Genomic DNA, 24,857 nt, shown 5'->3' with positions numbered 1-24,857 from the left:
GCGTCGTTCCTGGTTCGTAGAAAAGGGTTTAGCCAGCTATTCTAAGGGATTCGCCGAAGGTTATAAAATTTTTGCCCCAATGATCCTGAACAATTGTTTAGGATTTTTCAGGCGACGGGCAGCGTCAGGGGCATTAAAATCCCTGCGTTAATTGTATGACCAATAAAAGAAGCCGTGATGACAGCACAAAACTCCTCTTTTGAAGAACAGCAATTTGCCCGCCAGCGCCGTCGGGTCAGCGTTCGACGCTTATTGAATCGCGACAAAACGCCGCTGGTGATCCTGGTGATGGCCGCGGTAGTCGGGACGCTCGCAGGGCTTGTGGGCGTGGCGTTTGAGAAAGCCGTCAATGGCGTACAAAACTGGCGCATCGGCACGCTGGGCGGTGTGGCTGATAACCCGTGGCTGCTGTGGTCGATGGCTTTTGGCTTGTCGGCGCTTCTGGCAATGCTGGGCTATTTCCTGGTACGCAAATTTGCTCCGGAGGCGGGCGGTTCCGGCATTCCTGAGATCGAAGGCGCGCTAGAAGAGCTGCGTCCGGTGCGCTGGTGGCGCGTGATTCCGGTGAAATTCATCGGTGGGATGGGAACGCTTGGCGCAGGCATGGTGTTAGGCCGTGAAGGGCCAACGGTGCAGCTCGGCGGGAATATCGGGCGGATGGTGGCGGATGTTTTCCGCATGCGCAGCGGCGAAGCGCGCCATACGCTGCTGGCGACAGGGGCCGCGGCGGGGCTTTCGGCGGCCTTCAACGCACCGCTGGCCGGGATACTGTTTATTATCGAAGAGATGCGCCCGCAGTTTCGCTACAACCTTATCTCGATCAAGGCGGTCTTCACTGGCGTGATCATGTCGAGCATTGTGTTTCGCATTTTCAACGGCGAATCCGCAGTCATTGAGGTGGGTAAGCTCACCAATGCGCCGGTGAACACGCTGTGGCTGTATCTGATTCTTGGGATGATTTTTGGCGTGCTGGGGCCGCTGTTTAATTTCCTGATACTCAAAACACAGGATATGTTCCAGCGCATTCACGGCGGTAATATCACGAAATGGGTGTTAATCGGTGGTCTGCTCGGCGGGATGTGCGGTGTGCTAGGCGTGATCGAACCGGGTGCCGCAGGCGGCGGATTCAACCTGATACCCATCGCCGTGGCCGGCAATTTTAGTCTGGGAATGCTGCTGTTTCTGTTTATCTCCCGCGTGGTGACTACGCTGCTCTGTTTTTCGTCGGGCGCCCCGGGCGGAATTTTTGCGCCGATGCTGGCGCTGGGAATGTTGCTCGGCACCGCTTTTGGAATGGCCGCCGCAGCGGGATTCCCGGCGTATGAGTTGCAGGCCGGGACCTTTGCCGTTGCCGGAATGGGGGCGCTGCTGGCGGCGTCGTTGCGCGCGCCGCTGACCGCCATCGTGCTGGTTCTGGAGATGACCGACAATTATCAGCTCATTTTGCCAATGATCATTACCTGTCTCGGCGCGACACTATTAGCCCAATTCCTGGGCGGAAAGCCGTTATACTCCACCATTCTTGCGCGTACCCTGGCGAAGCAGGAGGCGGCACTGGCTGAGAAGCAGAATACTTGAATGAATTACCAGGGTATTAGATAATGAAAAAAAGAATTGGATGTTTTTTAATCCGATTCAGTAGCAGTATTCATGGGAGCAAAAAATGAGTGATGACGTAGCGCTGCCGTTGCAGTTTACCGAAGCAGCAGCCATTAAAGTGAAAAGCCTGATTGCGGATGAAAATAATCCGGAGCTGAAACTGCGTGTTTATATTACCGGCGGTGGTTGCAGCGGCTTCCAGTATGGTTTCACCTTTGACGATCAGATTAACGACGGTGACATGACCATTGAGAAGCAGGGTGTCGCGCTGGTCGTTGACCCGATGAGCCTGCAATATCTGGTCGGTGGCGCGGTGGATTACACCGAAGGCCTGGAAGGTTCGCGCTTTGTGGTGACTAACCCGAACGCGAAAAGCACCTGTGGGTGTGGATCTTCGTTCAGTATTTAACAGTGATGCGGCCTTTTCCGACCAGGAGAGGGTACGAACACCAAAAACGGCAACCTTGGGTTGCCGTTTTGCTTTTACCTTCCGTTTTCATCCAGTGCAAACGTCGGCAGCTTCAGGTGCCAGCGAATTGCCGCCAGGCGAATCACCAGCGTCACCACCATGCCGATCATCGCTGCGGTTTCCAGCTCTACGCCAAAGGTGTAGAACGCGGTAGCGTGGACAATTCCGCCGATAATACAGGCGGTGGCGTAGATTTCGGTGCGCAGAATCATTGGAATTTCGCGCGCCAGAATATCGCGGATAATCCCGCCGCCGACGCCGGTCAATACGCCCATGCAGATTGCCACCAGCGGACCGGTTCCCGCCATGAAGGCTTTGTTGACGCCAATCCCGACAAACACCGCCAGGCCCACGGCATCGAGCACCGGCAAGATCCATTTTGGTAACCGGCGTGGCTGGCGCACCAGCACGATCGTCAGCAGGCACGTCACCATCGCGACCACCAGATCGGTGGGATCTTTGACCCAAAATACCGGGCCATGATCGAGCGCCATATCGCGGATCGTGCCCCCGCCGACGGCCGTCACCACGCCGAGCACTAATACGCCAAAGGGGTCCATGCGTAATTTGCCCGCAAGCAGAACGCCGGAGATAGCAAAAACGGCTGTGCCAAGGATATCCAGCCAATAAACGAGCATTTTTCAATCCTCAGAGGATGAGGGCCTAATTAATGGCTCTGCGCCAGGGCAGAGCAGAGTTGTTTTGCGGCGAGGATAATACGCGGGCTTGCCCGTTCAAACCAGTCACTGTGTAGGGCAATAACGGGAATTTTTAGCTGGCTTTGCCAGAAATTTTCAATTTTCGGAATCTCACTCGCATTCCCTATCACCACAATGGCCTGTGGCTGACGCGCCAGTACCTGTTCGCGGCTGACCTGAGGCCAGGGAACGCGGCTTGCTGCGAAGATATTTTCACCGCCACACACTTCCAGAACCTGATTCTGAATCGAGCCTTTTCCGGTGGTAAACAGCGGCTGGCTGCCAAACTGCAGGAAGACGCGCTTTTTCACCGGCGTGTCGTACTTTTTCTTCAGTGCAGCGTAGTCGTTCAGCATTTGCTGTGCGGCCTGCAGCGCTTTTTCCGGCGTCGGGCTCCAGGGGGCTAAATCACGTAACGCCTGTGCCACTTGCTCAATGCTGATGGCATCGACCCACAGCACTTTTATGCCCAGCGATGAGAGCTGATTGACCTGACGTTCGGCATTCCCGCCGCGCCAGGCAAGCACCAGGTCCGGCTTTAGCGCCACTATGCGCTCGAGATTCATCCCCTGCCAGGTCGAGACCTCTTCGATCTTTTTCGCTTCCGGGGGATAGTCAGAAAAGCTGCTCACACCCACGGGGGTGATCCCGGCGGCAAAAGCCAGTTCCGTATTGGCGGGGGAGAGGGTAATAACACGCGGCGCGGCCATAAGCCACGCCGGTACAAGTAAGAAGAGGGCGACCAGCGCCCTTGCATACTTAGCCACGCGCCAGTTTCTGCACCAGGGTTTCTACCATGATGGTGGACTGTTTGGCGGCAACTGACAGGAACTCGTCGAAGCTCAGGTGGGATTGCTGATCGGCCACGTCGGAGATGGCGCGAACCACCACAAACGGCACGCTGAAGTTGTGGCACACATGTGCAATAGCGGTCGCTTCCATCTCTACGGCAATCGCCTGAGGGAAGTTGTGGCGGATTTTCGCCAGACCGACCGAGCCGTTGATGAACGCATCACCGCTGACAATCAGACCGCGCACGGCGTTCAGGTTCAGCTCGGCGATGCAGCTTTCTGCGGCGGTAATCAGTTTATCGTCGGCTTTAAAGCCTGCCGGGCAGCCAGGCAGCTGGCCATATTCGTAACCGAATGCCGTGACATCGGCATCGTGATAGCGCGCCTCATCGGAGACCACGATATCGCCCACTTTCAGCGTAGGAGCCAGACCGCCCGCAGAACCGGTGTTGATGATTACGTCCGGTTTGCAGCGCTCAAGCAGCAGGGTCGCGCCCAGTGCTGCCGCCACTTTACCGATGCCTGATTTCAGCAGAGCGACGTCAGTTCCGTTCAGCTGGCCGGTGTAGATTTCACATCCACCCAGAGAGAGCGTCTGACAGTTCTCAATTTTGTCACGCAGCAGCGTAACTTCTTCTTCCATTGCACCAATAATGCCGATTTTCATAGATTTACTCGCGATGTGCCTTGTTAAGATGCATAGTCTATCATGCGCATCAGGGGAAACGCATTCTCAGGCGGGGGAGCTCATGGCACCAATCGATTTTCGCAACAAAATTAACTGGCATCGTCGTTTCCGTTCTCCGCAGGGAGAAAAGAGTGAGCACGAGATCCTGCGTATCTTCGAAAGCGATCGCGGGCGCATTGTGAACTCCCCGGCGATCCGCCGCCTGCAACAAAAAACCCAGGTGTTCCCGCTGGAGCGCAATGCCGCGGTTCGCACGCGCCTCACCCATTCCATGGAAGTACAGCAGGTCGGGCGTTACATCGCCAAAGAGATTTTAAGTCGCCTGAAAGAGCAGCGTTTGCTCGAAACCTACGGTCTGGATGAATTGACCGGGCCGTTCGAGAGCATCGTGGAGATGGCCTGTCTGATGCATGACATTGGCAACCCGCCGTTTGGTCATTTTGGCGAGGCGGCGATAAACGACTGGTTCAAACAGAAACTGTTCCCCTCCGATGCGGCAAGCCAGCCGCTGAGCGATGACCGTTGTATCGTCAGGGCGCTTCGTCTGCGCGAAGGCGAAGAGACCTTAAACGATTTGCGTCGCAAGGTGCGGCAGGATCTTTGCCAGTTCGAAGGCAATGCGCAGGGGATTCGGCTGGTGCACTCCCTGATGCGCATGAACCTGACGTGGGCGCAGGTCGGTTGCATTCTGAAATACACCCGCCCGGCGTGGTGGATGGGTGAACCGCCCGCGACGCACAACTATTTAATGAAAAAGCCCGGCTATTATTTATCCGAAGAACGCTATATTGAAAGGCTGCGTAAAGAACTTTCGCTGACCCCGCATGGCCGCTTTCCATTGACCTGGATTATGGAAGCCGCAGACGATATCTCCTATTGCGTGGCCGATCTGGAAGACGCGGTTGAGAAAAGAATATTCAGCGTTGAAGAGCTTTACCAGCATCTTTACGAGGCCTGGGGCACGCATGAGAAAGGCTCTCTGTTTTCTCAGGTGGTCGAAAATGCGTGGGATAAATCGCGTTCTAATTCATTGAGTCGCAGCACTGAAGATCAGTTCTTCATGTATTTGCGCGTCAATACATTAAATAAACTGGTGCCCTACGCGGCATCACGTTTTATCGATAATTTGCCGGCGATTTTTAGCGGTGAGTTTAATCACGCGCTGCTGGAAGATGACAGCGGTTTCAGCCAACTGCTTGAGTTGTATAAGAACGTTGCGATGCGGCATGTATTCAGCCATCCCGACGTCGAACAGCTGGAATTGCAGGGTTACCGGGTGATCAGTGGCCTGCTGGAAATTTATCGACCGCTGCTGCAATTATCCGTCGACGATTTTACCGAGCTGGTGGAAAAAGATCGTATTAAGCGTCTGCCGATAGAAACGCGGCTGCTGCATAAACTCTCGACACGCCATCGTCTTGCCTACGTCGAAGCGGTGAGTAAAATTGAACGCGATACCGTGCAGTGGCCGGTGCTGGAATATTATTATCGCTGCCGTCTTATTCAGGACTATATCAGCGGAATGACCGATTTGTATGCATGGGATGAATACCGGCGCCTGATGGCAGTGGAATAATGAATGAGTTTTGTAAAGACGAACAATAAATTTTTACTTTTTCCAAAAACTTAATCCCGGAACTTCGGGCTATAAAACGAATCTGATGTACACAGCAATTTTGCGTTATCTGTAAATCGAGATTGAGAACATGAAAAAAACCACATTAGCAATGAGTGCACTGGCTCTGAGTTTAGGTTTAGCGTTATCCCCTCTGACTGCCACCGCAGCCGAGACCGCCTCTTCGGCCGCCACGGCGCAGCAGATGCCAAGCCTTGCCCCGATGCTCGAAAAAGTGATGCCATCGGTGGTGAGTATTAACGTTGAGGGGAGCACAACCGTTAATACACCGCGCATGCCGCGCAACTTCCAGCAGTTCTTCGGTGACAACTCACCGTTCTGCCAGGACGGTTCCCCGTTCCAGAGTTCGCCATTCTGTCAGGGTGGCGGCGCGGGCGATGATGGCCCAGGTGCGGGTAACGGCGGCGGTCAGCAGCAGAAATTCATGGCGCTCGGCTCAGGTGTCATTATTGATGCCGCGAAAGGCTATGTCGTGACCAACAATCACGTGGTGGACAACGCCAGCACCATCAAAGTGCAGCTGAGCGATGGCCGTAAATTTGATGCCAAAGTGGTGGGTAAAGATCCACGCTCTGACATCGCTCTGATCCAGATTCAGGATCCGAAAAACCTGACGGCGATTAAACTCGCTGACTCCGATGCTCTGCGCGTCGGTGATTACACCGTGGCAATCGGCAACCCGTTTGGTCTGGGTGAAACCGTGACCTCCGGTATCGTTTCTGCGCTGGGTCGTAGCGGCCTGAATGCGGAAAACTATGAAAACTTCATTCAGACCGATGCGGCGATTAACCGTGGTAACTCCGGCGGTGCGCTGGTGAACCTGAACGGTGAGCTGATCGGGATTAACACCGCGATCCTGGCACCGGACGGCGGCAACATCGGTATCGGCTTTGCGATCCCAAGCAACATGGTGAAAAACCTGACCAGTCAGATGGTTGAGTTTGGCCAGGTGAAACGCGGCGAGCTGGGTATTCTGGGTACAGAGCTGAACTCCGAGCTGGCGAAAGCGATGAAAGTTGACGCTCAGCGCGGCGCATTCGTCAGCCAGGTCATGCCGAGCTCTTCTGCGGCGAAGGCCGGTATCAAGGCCGGTGATGTGATCACCACCTTGAACGGCAAGCCAATCAGCAGCTTCGCGGCGCTGCGTGCTGAAGTCGGCTCTATGCCGGTCGGCAGCAAAGTGAACCTGGGCCTGCTGCGCGATGGCAAACCGGTGAACGTGAGTCTGGAACTGCAGCAGAGCAGCCAGAATCAGGTCGACTCCAGCACTATCTTCAGCGGTATTGAAGGTGCGGATATGAGCAACAAAGGCGCGGATAAAGGTGTGGTGGTGAGCAATGTCAAAGCTAACACTCCGGCCGCGCGTATTGGCCTGAAAAAAGGCGATGTGATTATCGGCGCAAACCAGCAGCCGGTGAAAAACATCGCGGAACTGCGCAAAATTCTCGACAGTAAACCAACGGTGCTGGCGCTGAATATTCAGCGTGGTGACACTACGCTGTACCTGTTGATGCAGTAATCCCCTCAGCCCCTGCCTGCTATCAGGCAGGGGCTTTCTTCGTTTCTGTGACCCTTTCCACAAGTCCATACTTCTCCCCCTGACTTTGTGCATCCGCACAATGCGACACCCTGTGAACTCCCCTATGCTTGAGCTCAGCTCACAGGAGGGTTACATGGCTGGCTGGCATCTTGATACCAAAATGGCGCAGGAAATCGTGGCGCGAACCATGCGCATCATCGATACCAATATCAACGTAATGGATGCCCGTGGGCGAATTATCGGCAGCGGCGATCGCGAGCGCATTGGGGAATTGCACGAAGGCGCGCTTCTGGTGCTTTCCCAGGGACGGGTGGTGGATATCGACGATGCGGTGGCGCGACACCTGCACGGCGTGCGTCAGGGGATAAACCTGCCGCTGCGCCTGGAAGGGGAGATCGTGGGCGTCATCGGCCTGACCGGTGAACCGGAATCACTGCGTAAATACGGTGAACTGGTGTGCATGACCGCCGAGATGATGCTGGAGCAATCGCGCCTGATGCACCTCCTGGCCCAGGACAGCCGTCTGCGCGAAGAGCTGGTGATGAACCTGATTCAGGCCGAAGAGCACACGCCGGCGCTCACGGAGTGGGCGCAGCGTCTGGGTATCGATCTCAATCAACCGCGCGTGGTGGCGGTGATTGAGGTAGACAGCGGTCAGCTTGGTGTGGATAGCGCAATGGCGGAGCTGCAGCAGCTGCAAAACGCGCTGGTGACACCGGAGCGGAATAACCTGGTAGCGATCGTGTCGCTGACGGAAATGGTGGTGCTGAAACCGGCGCTGAACCCGTTTGGCCGCTGGGATGCGGAAGACCATCGGCGTCGGGTTGAGCAACTTATCTCACGCATGAAAGAGAACGGGCAGCTGCGTTTCCGCGTCGCGCTCGGTAACTATTTCACCGGGCCGGGCAGCATCGCGCGTTCATGGCGAACAGCGCGCACCACCATGATGGTGGGGAAGCAGCGGATGCCCGAAAGCCGGGGCTATTTCTATCAGGATTTAATGTTGCCGGTGCTGCTCGACAGTTTACGCGGCGGCTGGCAGGCCAATGAGCTGGCGCGACCGCTGGTGCGCCTGAAAGCGATGGATAATAACGGGCTACTGCGCCGTACGCTGCAGGCCTGGTTTCGTCATAACGTTCAGCCGTTGGCGACCTCGAAGGCGTTGTTTATTCACCGCAATACGCTGGAATACCGGTTGAACCGTATATCGGAACTGACCGGGCTGGATCTGGGGAATTTCGATGACAGGTTGTTGCTGTATGTGGCGTTGCAGCTGGATGAGCAGCGGTGATGTACGGCCTGACGCCTTAACTCCGCGCCTCTTATACAGAAGAGTGAGAAACAAAAAACGGCAACCGGGAGTTGCCGTTTTGCATTTATTTCCCGCGCGTTAACTTCTCAAGATCCGATTCAATTTCGCTGATCTTGTTGGTCACAACGCTTTCAAGATGACGCAGATCGTCAAGGATCTTACGTTTAAGATCGACTTCGGTGCGATCGCGCTGGCAGATCTGATCGAGTTCATCAATGACATAGCGGAGATTCGGGCTGATTTCCTGAACCTCTTTATACCCCTGGCCGACGCCATCAGCGACGACGGTTTTACGTTGACGCGGGTATTTGAACTTCACGCTCTTCGCGAAAAACTCTCCTTTGTCCTTGTGAAAATAGATTTTCAGAATATCGTTGTTCGCTTCCTGGCGGAGGCTGTAACGATCAATTTCATCAGGATTGGTAATGCCCAGACTTTTCAGATTATCGTACATAGCGGTACCCTTGAGCTCAACATAACCTATGAATAATTAACGAAAAAATCTATCTTCGCCACCATCAGATGTAAAAAAAGCGGGGTGGCCCCCGCTTTTTGTTATACCCGATTAATCGATGGTACGCAGCAGTTCGTTGATACCGACTTTGCCCCGCGTTTTCGCATCGACTTTTTTCACGATAACCGCACAGTACAGGCTGTATTTGCCATCTTTAGACGGCAGGTTACCGGAAACGACAACCGAACCGGCCGGAACGCGACCGTAATGCACTTCACCCGTTTCACGATCGTAAATGCGGGTGCTCTGACCGATGTAGACGCCCATTGAGATCACTGAGCCTTCTTCTACGATCACGCCTTCAACCACTTCGGAGCGCGCGCCGATGAAGCAGTTGTCTTCGATGATGGTTGGGTTAGCCTGCAGTGGCTCAAGAACGCCACCGATGCCGACGCCACCGGACAGGTGAACGTTTTTACCGATCTGCGCGCAGGAACCGACGGTTGCCCAGGTATCCACCATGGTGCCTTCGTCAACGTAAGCACCGATGTTCACGTAGGATGGCATCAGTACGGTGTTGCGTGCGATAAACGCGCCCTGGCGAACGGCCGCAGGCGGAACCACGCGGAAACCTTCTTTCTGGAAACGCGCTTCGTCGTAATCAGCGAATTTCATCGGCACTTTATCGAAGTAGCGGCTTTCTGCTCCGTCGATAACCTGGTTATCGTTAATACGGAAAGAGAGCAGCACGGCTTTCTTCAGCCACTGATGAGTTACCCACTGGCCGTCAATTTTTTCCGCGACACGCAGCGCGCCGGAATCAAGCAGAGAAATCACCTGATTCACCGCTTCGCGGGTGACGGTATCCACATTTGCCGGGGTAATTTCGGCGCGACGCTCAAAGGCGGACTCAATAACGTTCTGTAACTGCTGCATTGTTTTTACTCTTTCCATTTCACTAAAAAACACGTCACCCTTTATCGTTTGGATTGAGGGCTGCTGTCAACCGTTGTTGTACCTCAAGTTGCAGCTCATTATTAAGGGCACGTCGGTCGGCGGTGGCGATTATGAATAAATCTTCTACTCGCTCGCCAATGGTTGTAATTCTGGCGCCATGCAGCGAAATTCCCAGATCCGCAAAAACCTGGCCAACGCGCGCCAGCAGGCCCGGCTGGTCAAGGGCGATCAGTTCGAGGAACGATTTCCGATCCGTATGGGTCGGCAGGAAATTGACCTCCGTATCGACGGTAAAATGGCGCAATTTCGCCGGCTGGCGACGCGGCTGTGGCGGCTGCCAGCTGTGCTGGGTAATCGCCTGTTCCAGACCGAAGCGAATGCCTTCGTGCCTGTCGGATGAGAGCGGGCTGCCGTCCGGCTCCAGCACGATAAAGGTGTCCATCGCCATGCCGTCGCGGGTGGTGAAAATTTGCGCGTCGTGAACGCTCAGATTGCGCCGGTCGAGTTCTGCGCAGACGGCGGCAAACAGATAGGCCCGATCCGGGCTCCAGATAAAGATTTCGGTCCCGCCGCGCGTTGCCTGTGGGCTTAGCAGGATCAGCGGTTTTTTCAGATCATGCTTCAGCAGATGCCGCGCGTGCCAGGCGAGCTGATTTGGGCTGTGGCGGACAAAGTAGTTGGCCCGGCAGCGCGACCAGATCTGATGCAGCGCTTCCTCATCAATGTTGTCCATTCGCAGCAGCGCCAGCGCCTGAAGCTGGTGGTGACGTACGCGTTCACGCATATCCGGCGTGTTTTGCATCCCGCGACGCAGCTGTTTTTCGGTCGCGAAGTAGAGTTCGCGCAACAGGCTCTGCTTCCAGCTGTTCCACAGGGTTTCGTTGGTGGCGCAGATATCCGCGACCGTCAGGCAGACCAGAAAACGCAGGCGGTTTTCAGTTTGGACGATTTCGGCGAACTGCTTGATCACTTCCGGGTCCTGAATATCGCGGCGCTGCGCGGTGACGGACATCAAAAGATGATGGCGAACCAGCCAGGCGACCAGTTGGGTTTCGCGCGAATTCAGGCCGTGTAGTTCAGCAAATTTCAGCACGTCCTGGGCACCGAGGACCGAGTGGTCGCCGCCGCGCCCTTTGGCGATATCGTGGAACAGGGCGGCAATCAGAATCAGTTCTGGGTGGCTGAGGCGCGGCCAAAGCTCAACGCACAGCGGGTGCTTCGACCGGGTCTCTTCTTTAGCGAAACTTTCCAGTTTCAGCATCACGCGAATGGTGTGTTCGTCCACCGTGTAGGCGTGGAACAGGTCAAACTGCATCTGGCCGACAATGTGCGACCACTGAGGCATGTAGGCCCAGAGCACGCTATGGCGGTGCATCGGCAGCAGACCACGGCTGACAGCACCGGGGTGGCGTAACATGCTCAGGAAGAGCGAACGGGCTTCCGGGATATAGCACAGAGGCTGCGTCAAATGGCGGCGCGCATGGCGCAGATGACGCAACGTGGTGGAGTAGATCCCGGTGATCGTGCTGTTGCGCACCATGGTGTAGAACATCCGCAGGATCGCTTCCGGCTCGCGGATAAACAGCGTTTCATCGCGCAGGTCGATGAGGGTGCCGCGCAGCTGGAATTCATCATCAATCGGACGCGGCTTTTCATCGGTGGTCAGCGCCAGGATGGCTTCATCAAAGAGCTGCAATAGCATCTGGTTAAGCTCAGAGACGCGGCGGGTGACGCGGAAGAAATCCTTCATCATCTGTTCAACCGGCTCGTTGCCTTCGCCGCTGTAGTTCAGGCGCTGGGCGACGCTGAGCTGGCGGTCGAACAAGAGACGGTTATCGTAGCGGGTCACTTCCAGATGCAGGGCAAAACGGATGCGCCACAGCAGATGCAGGCATTCGTTAAGCTCGTTGCGTTCGGCTTCGGTTAAAAAGCCAAAACCGACCATCTCATCCATAGACGTCGCGCCAAAATGGCGACGGGCGACCCATTGCAGGGTGTGAATGTCGCGCAGGCCGCCGGGGCTGCTTTTGATGTCCGGCTCGAGGTTATAGCTGGTGCCGTGATAGCGCTGGTGGCGTACGTTTTGCTCTTCTACTTTTGCGGCGAAGAAGCGCTCCGACGGCCAGAAACCGTCGCTGAAGATATGTTTTTGCAGCTCAAGGAACAGGGCGACGTCGCCGATCAGCAGGCGCGTTTCAATCAGGTTGGTGGCGACCGTGAGATCCGATAACCCTTCCAGCAGGCACTCTTCGAGCGTGCGGACGCTGTGGCCAACTTCCAGCTTCACGTCCCACAGAAGCGTCAGGAGTTCGCCAATTTTTTGCGCCTGTTCGTCGGGCAGTTTTTTGCGGCTCAGCACCAGCAGGTCGATATCGGAAAGCGGGTGCAGTTCACCGCGCCCGTAGCCGCCCACGGCGACCAGCGCGACATCACTTATCTGACCAAAGCCGTACTCAATCCACAGGCGTTGCAGCAGCTGATCGATAAATTCGGTGCGCGCTTCGATGAGCTCTTCCGCCGAAATACCCTCGTCAAAGGCTTTACCCAGCCAGCGCTGAAAAACGTCGATATGCGCTTTAATATCCGCCACCGTGAGCTCGCGCTGTGGCCAGACTCCAGGGTTGTCCGGCTGGTCGGGCAGGGTGGGGAGTGCCGTGTTCGGATACTGTTCGGGTAAAAGGTTACTCATCTCGTGCGCCACCCATAAGTAAAAGCTATAGCCATTAAAAAAGCCGGCATTTGCCGGCTTCTTATCATTCGTTGTGCGAGAGTATCGCCGGGATGGTGTCATCCTTTCGCAACGTCATAATTTCGCAGCCGTTGTCTGTTACCACAATAGTATGCTCGTACTGCGCAGACAAGCTTCTGTCTTTGGTTTTTACCGTCCAGCCATCTTTCATGGTACGGATACGGTAGTCGCCGGAGTTCACCATCGGTTCGATAGTGAAGGTCATGCCTTTTTGCAGCACCACACCGCCGTCATCCGCATCGTAATGCAGAACCTGCGGCTCTTCGTGGAACACGCGACCAATGCCGTGACCGCAGTATTCGCGCACGACGGAGAAACCTTCCGCTTCCACGAATTTCTGGATCGCGGCACCAATGGTACGCAGGCGGATGCCCGGCTTAACCATTTTCAGCGCCAGGTAGAGGCTCTCCTGGGTGATGCGGCACAGGCGCTCACCGAGGATGGTCGGCTTGCCGACGATAAACATTTTGGAGGTGTCGCCGTGATACTCGTCTTTAATGACGGTCACGTCGATGTTAACGATATCGCCATCTTTCAGCAGCTTCTCATCATCCGGAATACCGTGACACACCACTTCATTAATAGAGATGCAGACGGATTTCGGGAAACCGTGATAGCCGAGGCAGGCGGAGACCGCCTGCTGCTCGTTGACGATATAGTCGTTACAGATGCGATCCAGCTCGCCGGTGCTGACGCCCGGTTTGATGTACGGTTCGATCATTTCCAGCACTTCAGCGGCCAGACGACCGGCGACGCGCATTTTTTCAATTTCTTCAGGGGTCTTAATAGAGATAGCCATGTAATCTGTCCATCGGTGTCGATTTTTTCGACAATACTAGTCTAAGTGTTGTCAATGGTACCAGTCTGGAGCGTTGCCTGCCAAATTGAGAATCATTAACAGCACACACCGCCAACAATTATTGGTTTATGGTGGCGTTTTGTGGTATAAAGCGCGCCGGACTTCCGATCCATTTGTAATACACAAGATGGACCAGAGGCGACAACTCTCACATTGTGTAAATAACACACACGTATCGGCACATATTCCGGGGTGCCCTTCGGGGTCGGTAATATGGGATACGTGGAGGCATAACCCCAACTTTTAAATAGAGGTTTTAAACATGGCAACTGTTTCCATGCGCGACATGCTCAAGGCTGGTGTTCACTTCGGTCACCAGACCCGTTACTGGAACCCGAAAATGAAGCCTTTCATCTTCGGCGCGCGTAACAAAGTTCACATCATCAACCTTGAGAAAACTGTACCAATGTTCAACGAAGCCCTGGCTGAGCTGAACAAGATCTCTTCCCGTAAAGGTAAGATTCTGTTCGTTGGTACTAAGCGCGCTGCAAGCGAAGCTGTGAAAGAAGCTGCAAACAGCTGCGATCAGTTCTTCGTGAACCATCGCTGGTTGGGCGGCATGCTGACCAACTGGAAAACTGTTCGTCAGTCCATCAAGCGCCTGAAAGATCTGGAAACCCAGTCTCAGGACGGTACTTTCGATAAGCTGACCAAAAAAGAAGCGCTGATGCGTACTCGTGAGCTGGACAAGCTGGAAAACAGCCTGGGCGGCATCAAAGACATGGGCGGTCTGCCAGACGCTCTGTTCGTTATCGACGCTGATCACGAGCACATCGCAATCAAAGAAGCTAACAACCTGGGTATCCCGGTATTCTCTATCGTTGATACCAACTCCGATCCGGACGGCGTTGACTTCGTTATCCCGGGTAACGACGATGCAATCCGTGCTGTTAGCCTGTACCTGAGCGCTGTTGCTGCTACCGTTCGTGAAGGCCGTTCCCAGGATCTGGCTTCCCAGGCGGAAGAAAGCTTCGTAGAAGCTGAATAATAAGGTTCTGTCCCTTATTTAGTACCGTGTATAAATAGGGGCCTCTATCTGGCCCCTTTTTCACTTTTAAGCCTGTCTGGTTTCTTAAACCGGGCAGGACATCTCTCCCGAGGATTAAAGAATGGCTGAAATTACCGCATCCCTGGTAAAAGAGCTGCGCGAGCGTACTGGCGCAGGCATGATGGATTGCAAAAAAGCGCTGACTGAAGCGAACGGCGACATCGAGCTGGCAATCGAAAACATGCGTAAATCCGGCGCAATCAAAGCGGCGAAAAAAGCAGGTAACGTTGCAGCTGACGGCGTGATCATCACTAAGATCGACGGCACCTACGGCATCATTCTGGAAGTTAACTGCCAGACTGACTTCGTCGCTAAAGACGGCGGTTTCCAGGCTTTCGCAAACAAAGTACTGGACGCAGCGGTTGCTGGCAAAATCACTGACGTTGACGTTCTGAAAGCACAGTTCGAAGAAGAACGTGTTGCTCTGGTTGCTAAAATCGGTGAGAACATCAACATCCGTCGTGTTGCTGCACTGGAAGGCGACGTTCTGGGTTCATACCAGCACGGCGCACGTATCGGTGTTCTGGTTGCGGCTAAAGGCGCTGACGAAGAGCTGGTTAAACAGCTGGCTATGCACATCGCTGCAAGCAAGCCAGAATTCGTGAAACCAGAAGACGTGTCTGCTGAAGTAGTAGAAAAAGAGTACCAGGTTCAGCTGGACATCGCCATGCAGTCTGGCAAGCCTAAAGAAATCGCAGAGAAAATGGTTGAAGGCCGCATGAAGAAATTCACCGGCGAAGTTTCTCTGACTGGCCAGCCTTTCGTTATGGATCCAAGCAAATCTGTTGCTCAGCTGCTGAAAGAGCACAACGCTGACGTAACTGGCTTCATCCGCTTCGAAGTGGGCGAAGGCATCGAGAAAGTCGAAACTGACTTCGCAGCAGAAGTTGCTGCAATGTCCAAGCAGTCTTAATGATTGCGAAGGAGCCGCCTGAGGGCGGCTTCTTTTTGCCCCTCATGTGTAAATCAGACAGAGCCCTCTGGTTTCTGTACTGATAAGCGGCATACTATGTCGCCAGAATTAACCCCCATCTTAATCGTTGACAGTCTCAGGAAAGAAACATGGCTACCAATGCAAAACCCGTGTACAAACGCATTCTGCTTAAGCTGAGTGGCGAAGCACTGCAGGGAACGGAAGGCTTCGGTATTGACGCAAGCATTCTTGACCGCATGGCACAGGAAATCAAAGAACTGGTTGAACTGGGTATCCAGGTTGGCGTAGTTATTGGCGGTGGCAACCTCTTCCGTGGCGCTGGTCTGGCGAAAGCGGGTATGAACCGCGTTGTGGGCGACCACATGGGTATGCTGGCAACCGTGATGAATGGCCTGGCGATGCGTGATGCGCTTCACCGTGCCTATGTGAACGCCCGCCTGATGTCCGCTATTCCATTGAATGGCGTATGTGATAACTACAGCTGGGCAGAGGCGATCAGCCTGCTGCGCAATAACCGCGTCGTGATCCTCTCCGCCGGTACCGGTAACCCGTTCTTTACGACCGACTCCGCAGCGTGCCTGCGCGGGATCGAGATCGAAGCAGACGTGGTGCTGAAAGCCACCAAAGTCGACGGCGTGTTTACTGCCGATCCAGCAACCGATCCTACTGCGACCATGTATGATCAGTTGAGCTACAACGAAGTGCTGGATAAAGAGCTGAAAGTGATGGATCTTGCCGCCTTCACGCTGGCTCGTGACCACAAATTACCGATTCGTGTTTTCAACATGAATAAGCCTGGTGCACTGCGTCGCGTAGTGATGGGCGAAAAAGAAGGCACTTTGATCACGGAATAATTTCCGTTGACGACAAATACAGGTAAGATTCCGCATTACTTTTGTAGTGGGTTTGTTACCTGGACGCGCCTTTGGCGTTGTCATGAATTAAACGCGACTATACTTAGCACACCTATAGCGGCTGTGCTGGCGGATAGTCTGCCTGAGACTAGTGTTCAAGGATTCGTAACGTGATTAACGACATCAGAAAAGATGCTGAAACACGCATGGAAAAATGCGTAGAAGCGTTCAAAAACCAAATCAGCAAAGTGCGTACTGGTCGTGCTTCCCCAAGCCTGCTGGATGGCATTGTAGTGGAATACTACGGTACCCCAACTCCGCTGCGTCAGCTGGCGAGCGTAACGGTTGAAGACACCCGTACCCTGAAAATCAACGTTTTCGATCGTTCATTGGGCCCGGCTGTTGAAAAAGCCATCATGGCTTCCGATCTGGGTCTGAACCCAAGCTCTGCGGGCACTGATATCCGCGTTCCGCTGCCTCCACTGACAGAAGAGCGTCGTAAAGAGCTGATCAAAGTCGTGCGTGGCGAAGCTGAAGGCGCTCGCGTTGCCGTGCGTAACGTGCGTCGTGATGCGAACGATAAAGTGAAAGCACTGCTGAAAGAGAAAGAAATCAGCGAAGATGACGATCGTCGTTCTCAGGACGACGTGCAGAAAATGACTGACGCTGCGATCAAGAAAGTTGACGCGGCGCTGGCAGATAAAGAAGCGGAACTGATGCAGTTCTGATTTCTGACGTCATCTGATAAAACGCCGTTCAGAAAGTCCTGTGACTTTGCTGGCGGCGTTTTGCTTTTATATAGTCTAACTTTTCTTCCGGGCATCTCATGAAGCATTTAACTCTTCTCGGCTCAACCGGCTCTATCGGTTGCAGCACTCTCGACGTTGTTCGTCACAACCCTGACCAGTACACGGTAATCGCCCTCGTGGCCGGTAAGAACGTGCAGCGCATGGTTGAACAGTGTCTGGAGTTTACTCCCCGCTATGCGGTGATGGATGACGAGGAAAGTGCTCGCCAGGTCAAAACGTTACTGACAGAGAATGGCAGTCGCACTGAGGTTTTAAGTGGTCAGCAGGCCGCATGCGAAATGGCTGCGCTAAGTGACGTGGACCAGGTCATGGCGGCCATCGTGGGGGCAGCGGGTTTACTGCCAACGCTTGCTGCTATCGATGCCGGTAAGACGGTACTGCTGGCAAATAAAGAGTCGCTGGTGACCTGCGGCCGCCTGTTTATGGAAGCCGTGAAAGCGCGAGGTGCGCGACTTTTACCGGTAGATAGCGAACATAACGCGATTTTTCAGAGTTTACCGCAACCTTTTCAGGAAAACCTGGGGTACGCTTCACTTGAGCAGAATGGCGTGGTGTCAATTTTGCTTACCGGGTCTGGTGGCCCATTCCGTGAAACGCCGCTGTCTGAACTGGCCGCAATGACGCCCGATCAGGCCTGTCGGCATCCGAACTGGTCGATGGGACGAAAAATCTCCGTCGATTCCGCCACTATGATGAACAAAGGTCTGGAATACATTGAAGCTCGCTGGTTGTTTAATGCATCGGCGAAACAGATGGAAGTGCTGATCCACCCGCAGTCGGTGATTCACTCGATGGTGCGCTATCAGGACGGTAGCGTGCTGGCGCAACTGGGCGAACCGGACATGCGCACGCCTATCGCCCATTCGATGGCGTGGCCAAACCGTGTAATCTCAGGGGTTAAACCGCTCGACTTTTGCAAAATCAGCTCACTGACTTTCAGCGAGCCTGACTATGATCGCTACCCTTGTCTGAAACTGGCGATGAACGCCTTCGATCAGGGACAAGCGGCGACTACCGCGCTCAATGCCGCCAATGAAGTGACCGTTGAGGCATTTCTGAATCAGCACATCCGCTTTACGGATATCGCCGCACTCAATCTTTCGGTGCTTGAAGCGATGGATTTGCGTGAACCGCAGAGCGTGGAAGAAGTGCTGGCAGTCGATGCGCAAGCGCGCGTCGTTGCACGCGAACAAGTGACGCGTCTCGCAAGCGGGCGATAATCCACCCACGAGTCGTCGTGCTATTTGTTAGCGTTGGGCTTCGGTGATATAGTCTGCGCCACCTGATCGCTGGTATTTGACGTAGAGTGGTCAGGTAAGCCGTGGTTTACACGGCTTTTTTGTGGAAAGGCTTCAGTATTCCTGAGTACCGTTAAATCCTTTCAGGGACTAAAAACGCGTTATGTTGTCTGCGAATCAACCAATAAGCGAAAACTTGCCAGCTCATGGCTGTCGCCATGTAGCAATCATCATGGATGGCAATGGCCGCTGGGCGAAAAGACAAGGGAAGATACGAGCCTTTGGGCATAAAGCTGGGGCGAAATCTGTTCGCCGCGCCGTATCTTTTGCCGCCAATAACGGCATTGATGCGTTAACGCTCTATGCTTTCAGCAGTGAAAACTGGAATCGACCGCCGCAGGAAGTGACTGCGTTGATGGAATTGTTTGTGTGGGCGCTCGACAGCGAAGTAAAAAGCCTGCACCGCCACAACGTCCGCTTGCGCATTATCGGTGATACCAGTCGTTTCAACTCACGTCTGCAGGAACGCATTCGTAAAGCGGAAGCGGTGACCGAAAACAATACCGGTCTGACGCTCAATATCGCGGCGAATTACGGCGGACGTTGGGACATTATCCAGGGGGTTCGGCATCTGGCTGAGCAAGTTCAGGAAGGGCTGTTAAGACCCGACCAAATTGATGAAGAGGCGCTGGGTCAGCAAATCTGCATGAACGAACTGGCACCTGTGGATTTGGTTATTAGGACAGGGGGAGAACATCGAATCAGTAACTTTTTGCTTTGGCAAATTGCCTATGCCGAACTTTACTTTACGGATGTTCTTTGGCCCGATTTTGATGAACAAGACTTTGAAGGTGCGCTGAATGCCTTTGCCAATCGTGAGCGTCGCTTCGGCGGCACTGAGCCAGGCGCCGAAAAAGTCTGATGGGGGTAGCTTTTGCTGAAGTATCGCCTGATTTCCGCTTTTGTATTAATACCCATCGTTATCGCGGCGCTGTTTTTACTGCCGCCGGTGGGATTTGCCATTGTCACGCTGGTGGTGTGTATGCTCGCCGCGTGGGAATGGGGGCAGCTTAGCGGCTTTACTTCGCGCACTCAGCGGGTATGGCTGGCTGTACTCTGTGGCCTGTTACTGGCGCTGATGCTGTTGTTGTTGCCTGAGTATCATCACAATATCCATCAGCCATTGATTGAGGGTTCCCTGTGGGCCTCGCTGGGCTGGTGGGTTGTCGCATTGCTGCTGGTGCTTTTTTATCCCGGCTCTGCAACATTCTGGCGCAACTCTAAAACGCTGCGCCTGATTTTCGGCCTGCTCACAATTGTTCCTTTTTTCTGGGGTATGCTTGTGCTGCGTGTGTGGCACTACGACGACAACCATTACAGCGGCTCACTGTGGCTGCTCTATGTGATGATTCTCGTCTGGGGTGCTGACTCCGGGGCCTATATGTTTGGTAAACTCTTTGGCAAACATAAACTGGCGCCGAAAGTGTCGCCTGGCAAAACCTGGCAGGGGTTCATCGGCGGTCTGTTTACGGCGGCGATTATCTCCTGGGGATATGGCGTGTGGGCGAATCTTGACGTCGCACCGACCACGCTGCTGATTTGTTCTATTTTTGCCGCGCTGGCGTCCGTTCTTGGGGATTTAACCGAGAGCATGTTCAAGCGTGAAGCAGGGATCAAAGACAGCGGTCACCTTATCCCAGGACATGGTGGAATACTGGATCGCATCGATAGCCTGACGGCTGCGGTACCGGTCTTCGCATGCCTGTTGTTGCTGGTATTTGGCACGATTTAACGGAAGGTTTTATGCTGAGCATCCTATGGAATCTGGCGGCGTTCATTGTTGCACTTGGTGTACTCATCACTGTGCACGAATTTGGCCATTTCTGGGTTGCGCGGCGTTGCGGTGTGCGGGTCGAGCGTTTTTCGATTGGCTTCGGTAAAGCGCTTTGGCGTCGCACTGACCGCCATGGTACTGAGTTTGTCATTGCGCTGATCCCGCTCGGCGGCTACGTAAAAATGCTGGATGAGCGCGTAGAGCCTGTTGCGCCTGAGATGCGACACTACGCCTTCAACAACAAAACCGTCGGCCAGCGCGCCGCCATCATTGCTGCCGGTCCGGTAGCGAACTTCATCTTCGCCATCTTCGCCTATTGGCTGGTGTTTATCATCGGTGTCCCTGGTGTTCGTCCGGTTGTTGGTGAAATAACCGCCAACTCTATCGCCGCGACGGCGCAAATTGCACCGGGCATGGAACTTAAAGCGATCGATGGTATCGAAACCCCTGATTGGGAAGCTGTCAGGCTGCAATTGGTTTCTAAAATCGGCGATGATCAGACCACCATCACTGTTTCACCCTTTGGTGCCAGTCAGCGTCAGGATAAAGTCCTCGATTTGCGTCACTGGGCGTTTGAGCCAGATAAGGAAGATCCGGTTGCGGCATTGGGCATTCGCCCACGCGGTGCGCAGATCGAACCGGTGTTAGCTGAAGTGCAGGCTGATTCGGCGGCGAGTAAAGCAGGTTTGCAAGCGGGCGACAGGATCGTTAAAGTCGATGGTCAACCGTTAACACAATGGATGACGTTTGTTATTCTGGTGCGCGATAATCCTGGCACACCGCTGGCAGTTGAGATCGAACGACAGGGGAGTCCGCTCTCCTTGACGCTAATCCCGGACACCAAGTCGGGCGGTGGTAAGGCGGAAGGATTTGCGGGCGTAGTGCCCAAAGTGATTCCGCTGCCAGATGAGTACAAGACAATACGCCAGTATGGGCCGTTCAGCGCCATCCTTGAAGCCACGGATAAAACATGGCAACTGATGAAGCTGACGGTCAACATGTTGGGGAAATTGATTACCGGTGACGTAAAACTGAACAACCTCAGTGGGCCGATTTCTATCGCTCAAGGGGCTGGGATGTCAGCGGAATTCGGGGTGATTTACTATCTCATGTTTCTCGCGCTCATTAGCGTGAACCTCGGGATAATCAACCTGTTCCCGCTTCCCGTATTAGACGGGGGCATCTGCTGTTTTTAGCGATCGAAAAGCTAAAAGGTGGACCGGTATCCGAGCGAGTTCAAGACTTTAGTTATCGCATTGGCTCGATACTGCTAGTGCTGTTAATGGGGCTTGCGCTTTTCAATGATTTCTCTCGGTTGTAAGAGAGATAGTTAGGAAGAATGCATAATAACGATGGCGATGAAAAAGTTGCTCATAGCGTCGCTGCTGTTTAGCAGCGCAACCGTATACGGTGCTGAAGGTTTCGTAGTGAAGGATATTCATTTCGAAGGTCTTCAGCGTGTCGCCGTCGGTGCGGCCCTCCTCAGTATGCCAGTTCGCCAGGGCGACACGGTTAATGATGAAGATATCAGTAACACCATTCGTGCACTGTTTGCCACTGGCAACTTTGAGGACGTTCGCGTCCTGCGCGATGGTGATACGCTGCTGGTTCAGGTGAAAGAACGCCCGACGATTGCCAGTATCACTTTCTCCGGTAACAAATCGGTGAAAGACGATATGCTCAAGCAAAACCTTGAAGCTTCTGGTGTTCGTGTGGGTGAATCTCTGGACCGCACAACCCTGTCCGACATCGAAAAAGGACTGGAAGATTTCTACTACAGCGTCGGTAAGTACAGCGCGAGCGTCAAAGCCGTTGTCACTCCGCTGCCGCGTAACCGCGTCGATCTGAAACTCGTCTTCCAGGAAGGCGTTTCAGCGAAGATCCAGCAGATCAACATTGTGGGCAACCACGCGTTCAGTACGGACGAGCTGATCTCTACCTTCCAGCTGCGCGATGAAGTGCCGTGGTGGAACGTAGTCGGCGATCGTAAATACCAGAAACAGAAGCTGGCGGGCGATCTCGAAACCCTGCGTAGCTACTATCTGGACCGCGGTTATGCCCGTTTCAACATTGACTCTACTCAGGTCAGTCTGACTCCGGACAAGAAAGGTATCTACATTACGGTTAACATCACTGAAGGCGATCAGTACAAGCTTTCCGGTGTTGAAGTAAGCGGAAACCTGGCGGGTCATTCCGCTGAGATCGAGAGTCTGACCAAGCTTGCACCGGGTGAACTGTATAGCGGCGCGAAAGTAACCAAAATGGAAGACGGCATTAAAAAGCTGCTCGGCCGTTATGGTTATGCCTACCCGCGCGTTCAGACTCAGCCAGAAATCAACGACACGGATAAAACCGTTAAGCTCCACGTTAACGTGGATGCGGGTAACCGTTTCTATGTGCGTAAAATTCGCTTTGAAGGTAACGATACCTCCAAAGATTCAGTACTGCGTCGCGAAATGCGCCAGATGGAAGGCGCATGGTTGGGCAGCGACCTCGTTGACCAGGGTAAAGAGCGTCTGAACCGTCTGGGTTACTTCGAAACGGTCGATACCGATACACAGCGCGTATCAGGCAGCCCGGATCAGGTAGACGTGGTTTACAAGGTGAAAGAGCGTAACACCGGTAGCTTTAACTTCGGCGTGGGTTACGGCACCGAAAGTGGCGTGAGCTTCCAGGTCGGCGTTCAGCAGGATAACTGGTTAGGTACGGGCTATTCCGTTGGTATCAACGGTACCAAGAACGACTACCAGACCTATTCCGAGTTCTCTGTCACTAACCCATACTTCACCGTTGACGGTGTGAGCCTGGGCGGTCGTATTTTCTATAACGACTTTAAAGCAGACGATGCGGACCTGTCCTCGTACACCAACAAAAGTTATGGTGTGGATGGCACGCTTGGCTTCCCGATTAACGAATACAACACCCTGCGTGCTGGTTTAGGTTACGTGCATAACGACCTGTCCAACATGCAACCACAGGTGGCAATGTGGCGTTATCTGGACTCTATCGGTCAGTCGGCGAGCACCTCCAGCGACAACAACGGTTTCGCTGCAGATGACTTCACCTTCAACTACGGTTGGACGTATAACCGCCTTGACCGTGGTTTCTTCCCGACAGCGGGTTCTCGCGTCAACCTGAACGGTAAAGTGACCGTTCCGGGTTCTGATAACGAGTTCTACAAAGTTACGCTGGACACGGCGTCTTACTTCCCAATTGATGAGGATCACAAGTGGGTTGTGCTGGGTCGTACACGTTGGGGTTACGGTGATGGCTTAGGTGGCAAAGAACTGCCATTCTATGAGAACTTCTATGCCGGTGGTTCCAGCACAGTACGTGGCTTCCAGTCCAATAACATTGGTCCGAAAGCGGTGTACTACGGCGGTAACGACTCTGATAACTGTGATAAGAAGTCTTCGTCAGAAGTCTGTAGCTCTGATGACGCGGTGGGCGGTAACGCCATGGGCGTCGCCAGCCTGGAGATCATTACGCCTACGCCGTTCATCAGCGATAAGTATGCGAACTCTGTGCGTACCTCGTTCTTCTGGGATGCGGGTACCGTGTGGGATACCAACTGGGATAACACCGCTCAGATGAAAGCAGAAGGTGTGCCGGATTACAGCGATCCGAGCAACATTCGCATGTCTGCAGGTATCGCATTACAATGGATGTCACCGTTGGGGCCGTTGGTCTTCTCCTACGCCCAGCCGTTTAAGAAATACGATGGAGACAAAGCGGAACAGTTCCAGTTTAACATTGGTAAAACCTGGTAATTATCCGTTGCAATGGAATGCGTTGGCAGTGTAGCGCTGACAACCGGCGATCGCATAGACGATCGCCTTGCCACGCAAAGAACGGTACCTTCGGGTACCAATGGGATGGTAAGGAGTTTATTGTGAAAAAGTGGTTATTAGCTGCAGGTCTGGGTTTGGCAATGGTGACTTCTGCTCAGGCAGCGGACAAAATTGCAATCGTCAACATGGGTAATCTTTTCCAGCAGGTAGCCCAGAAAACGGGTGTTTCTGCGACTCTGGAAAACGAATTCAAAGGCCGTGCTGGTGAACTGCAAGGTATGGAAAACGATCTTCAGTCCAAAATGCAGCGTCTGCAGCGTGATGGTTCTACCATGAAAGCGAGCGACCGTAGCAAGCTGGAAAAAGACGTAATGGCTCAGCGTCAGACTTTCTCTCAGAAAGCACAGGCTTTCGAGCAGGATCGTCAGCGTCGTTCTAACGAAGAACGTGGCAAACTGGTGACTCGTATTCAGTCTGCTGTGAAAGCTGTTGCAGCCGATCAGAACATCGATCTGGTTGTTGATGCGAATGCCGTTGCTTTCAACAGTAGCGATGTGAAAGACATCACTGCTGATGTACTGAAACAGGTTAAATAAG

21 protein-coding genes and 1 pseudogene are annotated in these 24,857 nt (G+C 53.8%); 15 read left to right on the top strand and 7 right to left on the bottom strand.

Annotated features, from left to right (window positions below; translation table 11 throughout):
- Nucleotides 1–177 precede the first annotated feature (177 nt).
- Both clcA and erpA read left to right on the top strand, forming a co-directional pair.
- On the top strand, nucleotides 178–1,578 hold the full coding sequence (gene clcA / locus DAI21_RS00455; RefSeq protein WP_107702230.1) for a H(+)/Cl(-) exchange transporter ClcA: 1,401 nt from the start codon (nucleotides 178–180) through the stop codon (nucleotides 1,576–1,578).
- Nucleotides 1,579–1,663: 85 nt separating this feature from the next.
- A complete protein-coding gene (gene erpA / locus DAI21_RS00450) occupies nucleotides 1,664–2,008 on the top strand; it encodes an iron-sulfur cluster insertion protein ErpA (RefSeq protein WP_100777570.1) in 345 nt (114 codons plus the stop codon).
- A 74-nt stretch (nucleotides 2,009–2,082) separates the two neighbouring features.
- Here erpA and DAI21_RS00445 read toward each other — a convergent pair whose 3' ends face one another.
- From DAI21_RS00445 to mtnN, 3 genes are read right to left on the bottom strand one after another with little or no spacing between them, the layout of a single operon-like run.
- On the bottom strand, nucleotides 2,083–2,706 hold the full coding sequence (locus DAI21_RS00445) for a TRIC cation channel family protein (RefSeq protein WP_100777569.1): 624 nt from the start codon (nucleotides 2,704–2,706) through the stop codon (nucleotides 2,083–2,085).
- A gap of 29 nt (nucleotides 2,707–2,735) precedes the next feature.
- Nucleotides 2,736–3,533 carry a vitamin B12 ABC transporter substrate-binding protein BtuF gene (btuF, locus tag DAI21_RS00440; RefSeq protein ID WP_107702229.1) on the bottom strand — a complete coding sequence of 266 codons (798 nt, stop codon included), beginning with the start codon at nucleotides 3,531–3,533 and terminating at the stop codon, nucleotides 2,736–2,738.
- The gene (gene mtnN, locus DAI21_RS00435) at nucleotides 3,526–4,224 is read right to left on the bottom strand and encodes a 5'-methylthioadenosine/S-adenosylhomocysteine nucleosidase (protein ID WP_107702228.1); all 699 of its coding nucleotides are present in this window, start codon (nucleotides 4,222–4,224) and stop codon (nucleotides 3,526–3,528) included. The genes btuF and mtnN overlap by 8 nt, the downstream gene beginning before the upstream one ends.
- An 82-nt stretch (nucleotides 4,225–4,306) precedes the next feature.
- Here mtnN and dgt point away from each other — a divergent pair, with 82 nt between their 5' ends.
- The 3 genes from dgt to cdaR all read left to right on the top strand — a co-directional run bounded on the left by dgt (nucleotide 4,307) and on the right by cdaR (nucleotide 8,712).
- Entirely contained in the window at nucleotides 4,307–5,821 is a 1,515-nt protein-coding gene (gene dgt / locus DAI21_RS00430; RefSeq protein WP_107702227.1) for a dGTPase, read from the top strand.
- Between the two features lie 130 nt (nucleotides 5,822–5,951).
- Nucleotides 5,952–7,400 carry a serine endoprotease DegP gene (degP, locus tag DAI21_RS00425; RefSeq protein ID WP_100777565.1) on the top strand — a complete coding sequence of 483 codons (1,449 nt, stop codon included), beginning with the start codon at nucleotides 5,952–5,954 and terminating at the stop codon, nucleotides 7,398–7,400.
- Between the two features lie 154 nt (nucleotides 7,401–7,554).
- Nucleotides 7,555–8,712: a DNA-binding transcriptional regulator CdaR gene (cdaR, locus tag DAI21_RS00420; RefSeq protein WP_107702226.1), complete on the top strand. Its 1,158-nt coding sequence runs from the start codon at nucleotides 7,555–7,557 to the stop codon at nucleotides 8,710–8,712.
- A gap of 85 nt (nucleotides 8,713–8,797) precedes the next feature.
- Here cdaR and DAI21_RS00415 read toward each other — a convergent pair whose 3' ends face one another.
- The 4 genes from DAI21_RS00415 to map form a co-directional block, all read right to left on the bottom strand.
- Nucleotides 8,798–9,187, bottom strand: a complete 390-nt coding sequence (locus DAI21_RS00415) for a DUF3461 family protein (protein ID WP_100777563.1) — start codon at nucleotides 9,185–9,187, stop codon at nucleotides 8,798–8,800.
- A 111-nt stretch (nucleotides 9,188–9,298) separates the two neighbouring features.
- The gene (gene dapD, locus DAI21_RS00410) at nucleotides 9,299–10,123 is read right to left on the bottom strand and encodes a 2,3,4,5-tetrahydropyridine-2,6-dicarboxylate N-succinyltransferase (RefSeq protein WP_008501915.1); all 825 of its coding nucleotides are present in this window, start codon (nucleotides 10,121–10,123) and stop codon (nucleotides 9,299–9,301) included.
- A 34-nt stretch (nucleotides 10,124–10,157) separates the two neighbouring features.
- Nucleotides 10,158–12,833, bottom strand: a complete 2,676-nt coding sequence (gene glnD, locus DAI21_RS00405; RefSeq protein ID WP_107702225.1) for a bifunctional uridylyltransferase/uridylyl-removing protein GlnD — start codon at nucleotides 12,831–12,833, stop codon at nucleotides 10,158–10,160.
- Between the two features lie 64 nt (nucleotides 12,834–12,897).
- The gene (gene map / locus DAI21_RS00400) at nucleotides 12,898–13,692 is read right to left on the bottom strand and encodes a type I methionyl aminopeptidase (protein ID WP_107702224.1); all 795 of its coding nucleotides are present in this window, start codon (nucleotides 13,690–13,692) and stop codon (nucleotides 12,898–12,900) included.
- Nucleotides 13,693–14,014: 322 nt separating this feature from the next.
- Here map and rpsB point away from each other — a divergent pair, with 322 nt between their 5' ends.
- The 10 genes and pseudogenes from rpsB (at nucleotide 14,015) to skp (ending at nucleotide 24,856) form a co-directional block, all read left to right on the top strand.
- Nucleotides 14,015–14,740: a 30S ribosomal protein S2 gene (gene rpsB, locus DAI21_RS00395; RefSeq protein WP_100777560.1), complete on the top strand. Its 726-nt coding sequence runs from the start codon at nucleotides 14,015–14,017 to the stop codon at nucleotides 14,738–14,740.
- 121 nt (nucleotides 14,741–14,861) lie between these two features.
- Nucleotides 14,862–15,713, top strand: coding sequence for a translation elongation factor Ts (gene tsf / locus DAI21_RS00390; protein WP_100777559.1), 852 nt, complete (start codon nucleotides 14,862–14,864; stop codon nucleotides 15,711–15,713).
- A 149-nt stretch (nucleotides 15,714–15,862) separates the two neighbouring features.
- A complete protein-coding gene (gene pyrH, locus DAI21_RS00385; protein ID WP_100777558.1) occupies nucleotides 15,863–16,588 on the top strand; it encodes a UMP kinase in 726 nt (241 codons plus the stop codon).
- A gap of 170 nt (nucleotides 16,589–16,758) precedes the next feature.
- Nucleotides 16,759–17,316, top strand: a complete 558-nt coding sequence (gene frr / locus DAI21_RS00380) for a ribosome recycling factor (RefSeq protein ID WP_095280841.1) — start codon at nucleotides 16,759–16,761, stop codon at nucleotides 17,314–17,316.
- Nucleotides 17,317–17,414: 98 nt separating this feature from the next.
- Complete coding sequence (ispC, locus tag DAI21_RS00375) at nucleotides 17,415–18,617, top strand: 1-deoxy-D-xylulose-5-phosphate reductoisomerase (protein WP_107702223.1); 1,203 nt, start codon at nucleotides 17,415–17,417, stop codon at nucleotides 18,615–18,617.
- Between the two features lie 181 nt (nucleotides 18,618–18,798).
- Nucleotides 18,799–19,557, top strand: a complete 759-nt coding sequence (gene ispU / locus DAI21_RS00370) for a (2E,6E)-farnesyl-diphosphate-specific ditrans,polycis-undecaprenyl-diphosphate synthase (RefSeq protein ID WP_100777556.1) — start codon at nucleotides 18,799–18,801, stop codon at nucleotides 19,555–19,557.
- A gap of 12 nt (nucleotides 19,558–19,569) precedes the next feature.
- Nucleotides 19,570–20,427, top strand: a complete 858-nt coding sequence (gene cdsA, locus DAI21_RS00365) for a phosphatidate cytidylyltransferase (RefSeq protein WP_107702222.1) — start codon at nucleotides 19,570–19,572, stop codon at nucleotides 20,425–20,427.
- A gap of 11 nt (nucleotides 20,428–20,438) precedes the next feature.
- Nucleotides 20,439–21,790, top strand: a pseudogene (gene rseP / locus DAI21_RS00360) (sigma E protease regulator RseP).
- Nucleotides 21,791–21,821: 31 nt separating this feature from the next.
- Nucleotides 21,822–24,239 (top strand): outer membrane protein assembly factor BamA, encoded by a 2,418-nt coding sequence (bamA, locus tag DAI21_RS00355; protein WP_102104632.1) that lies wholly within the window; start codon nucleotides 21,822–21,824, stop codon nucleotides 24,237–24,239.
- Between the two features lie 122 nt (nucleotides 24,240–24,361).
- Nucleotides 24,362–24,856 (top strand): molecular chaperone Skp, encoded by a 495-nt coding sequence (gene skp / locus DAI21_RS00350; RefSeq protein ID WP_100777552.1) that lies wholly within the window; start codon nucleotides 24,362–24,364, stop codon nucleotides 24,854–24,856.
- The last annotated feature ends 1 nt before the right edge of the window (nucleotide 24,857 follow it).

The sequence above is a fragment of the Lelliottia sp. WB101 genome (assembly GCF_003051885.1).
GTDB lineage: Bacteria > Pseudomonadota > Gammaproteobacteria > Enterobacterales > Enterobacteriaceae > Enterobacter > Enterobacter nimipressuralis.
This window is presented reverse-complemented; position numbering and strand designations above follow the sequence as displayed.

Coding starts and splice junctions, on each gene's coding strand:
- clcA (WP_107702230.1), top strand. CDS start 178: ATGACAGCACAAAACTCCTCTTTTGAAGAACAGCAATTTGCCCGCCAG.
- erpA (WP_100777570.1), top strand. CDS start 1,664: ATGAGTGATGACGTAGCGCTGCCGTTGCAGTTTACCGAAGCAGCAGCC.
- DAI21_RS00445 (WP_100777569.1), bottom strand. CDS start 2,706: ATGCTCGTTTATTGGCTGGATATCCTTGGCACAGCCGTTTTTGCTATC.
- mtnN (WP_107702228.1), bottom strand. CDS start 4,224: ATGAAAATCGGCATTATTGGTGCAATGGAAGAAGAAGTTACGCTGCTG.
- dgt (WP_107702227.1), top strand. CDS start 4,307: ATGGCACCAATCGATTTTCGCAACAAAATTAACTGGCATCGTCGTTTC.
- degP (WP_100777565.1), top strand. CDS start 5,952: ATGAAAAAAACCACATTAGCAATGAGTGCACTGGCTCTGAGTTTAGGT.
- cdaR (WP_107702226.1), top strand. CDS start 7,555: ATGGCTGGCTGGCATCTTGATACCAAAATGGCGCAGGAAATCGTGGCG.
- DAI21_RS00415 (WP_100777563.1), bottom strand. CDS start 9,187: ATGTACGATAATCTGAAAAGTCTGGGCATTACCAATCCTGATGAAATT.
- dapD (WP_008501915.1), bottom strand. CDS start 10,123: ATGCAGCAGTTACAGAACGTTATTGAGTCCGCCTTTGAGCGTCGCGCC.
- glnD (WP_107702225.1), bottom strand. CDS start 12,833: ATGAGTAACCTTTTACCCGAACAGTATCCGAACACGGCACTCCCCACC.
- map (WP_107702224.1), bottom strand. CDS start 13,692: ATGGCTATCTCTATTAAGACCCCTGAAGAAATTGAAAAAATGCGCGTC.
- rpsB (WP_100777560.1), top strand. CDS start 14,015: ATGGCAACTGTTTCCATGCGCGACATGCTCAAGGCTGGTGTTCACTTC.
- tsf (WP_100777559.1), top strand. CDS start 14,862: ATGGCTGAAATTACCGCATCCCTGGTAAAAGAGCTGCGCGAGCGTACT.
- pyrH (WP_100777558.1), top strand. CDS start 15,863: ATGGCTACCAATGCAAAACCCGTGTACAAACGCATTCTGCTTAAGCTG.
- ispC (WP_107702223.1), top strand. CDS start 17,415: ATGAAGCATTTAACTCTTCTCGGCTCAACCGGCTCTATCGGTTGCAGC.
- ispU (WP_100777556.1), top strand. CDS start 18,799: ATGTTGTCTGCGAATCAACCAATAAGCGAAAACTTGCCAGCTCATGGC.
- bamA (WP_102104632.1), top strand. CDS start 21,822: ATGGCGATGAAAAAGTTGCTCATAGCGTCGCTGCTGTTTAGCAGCGCA.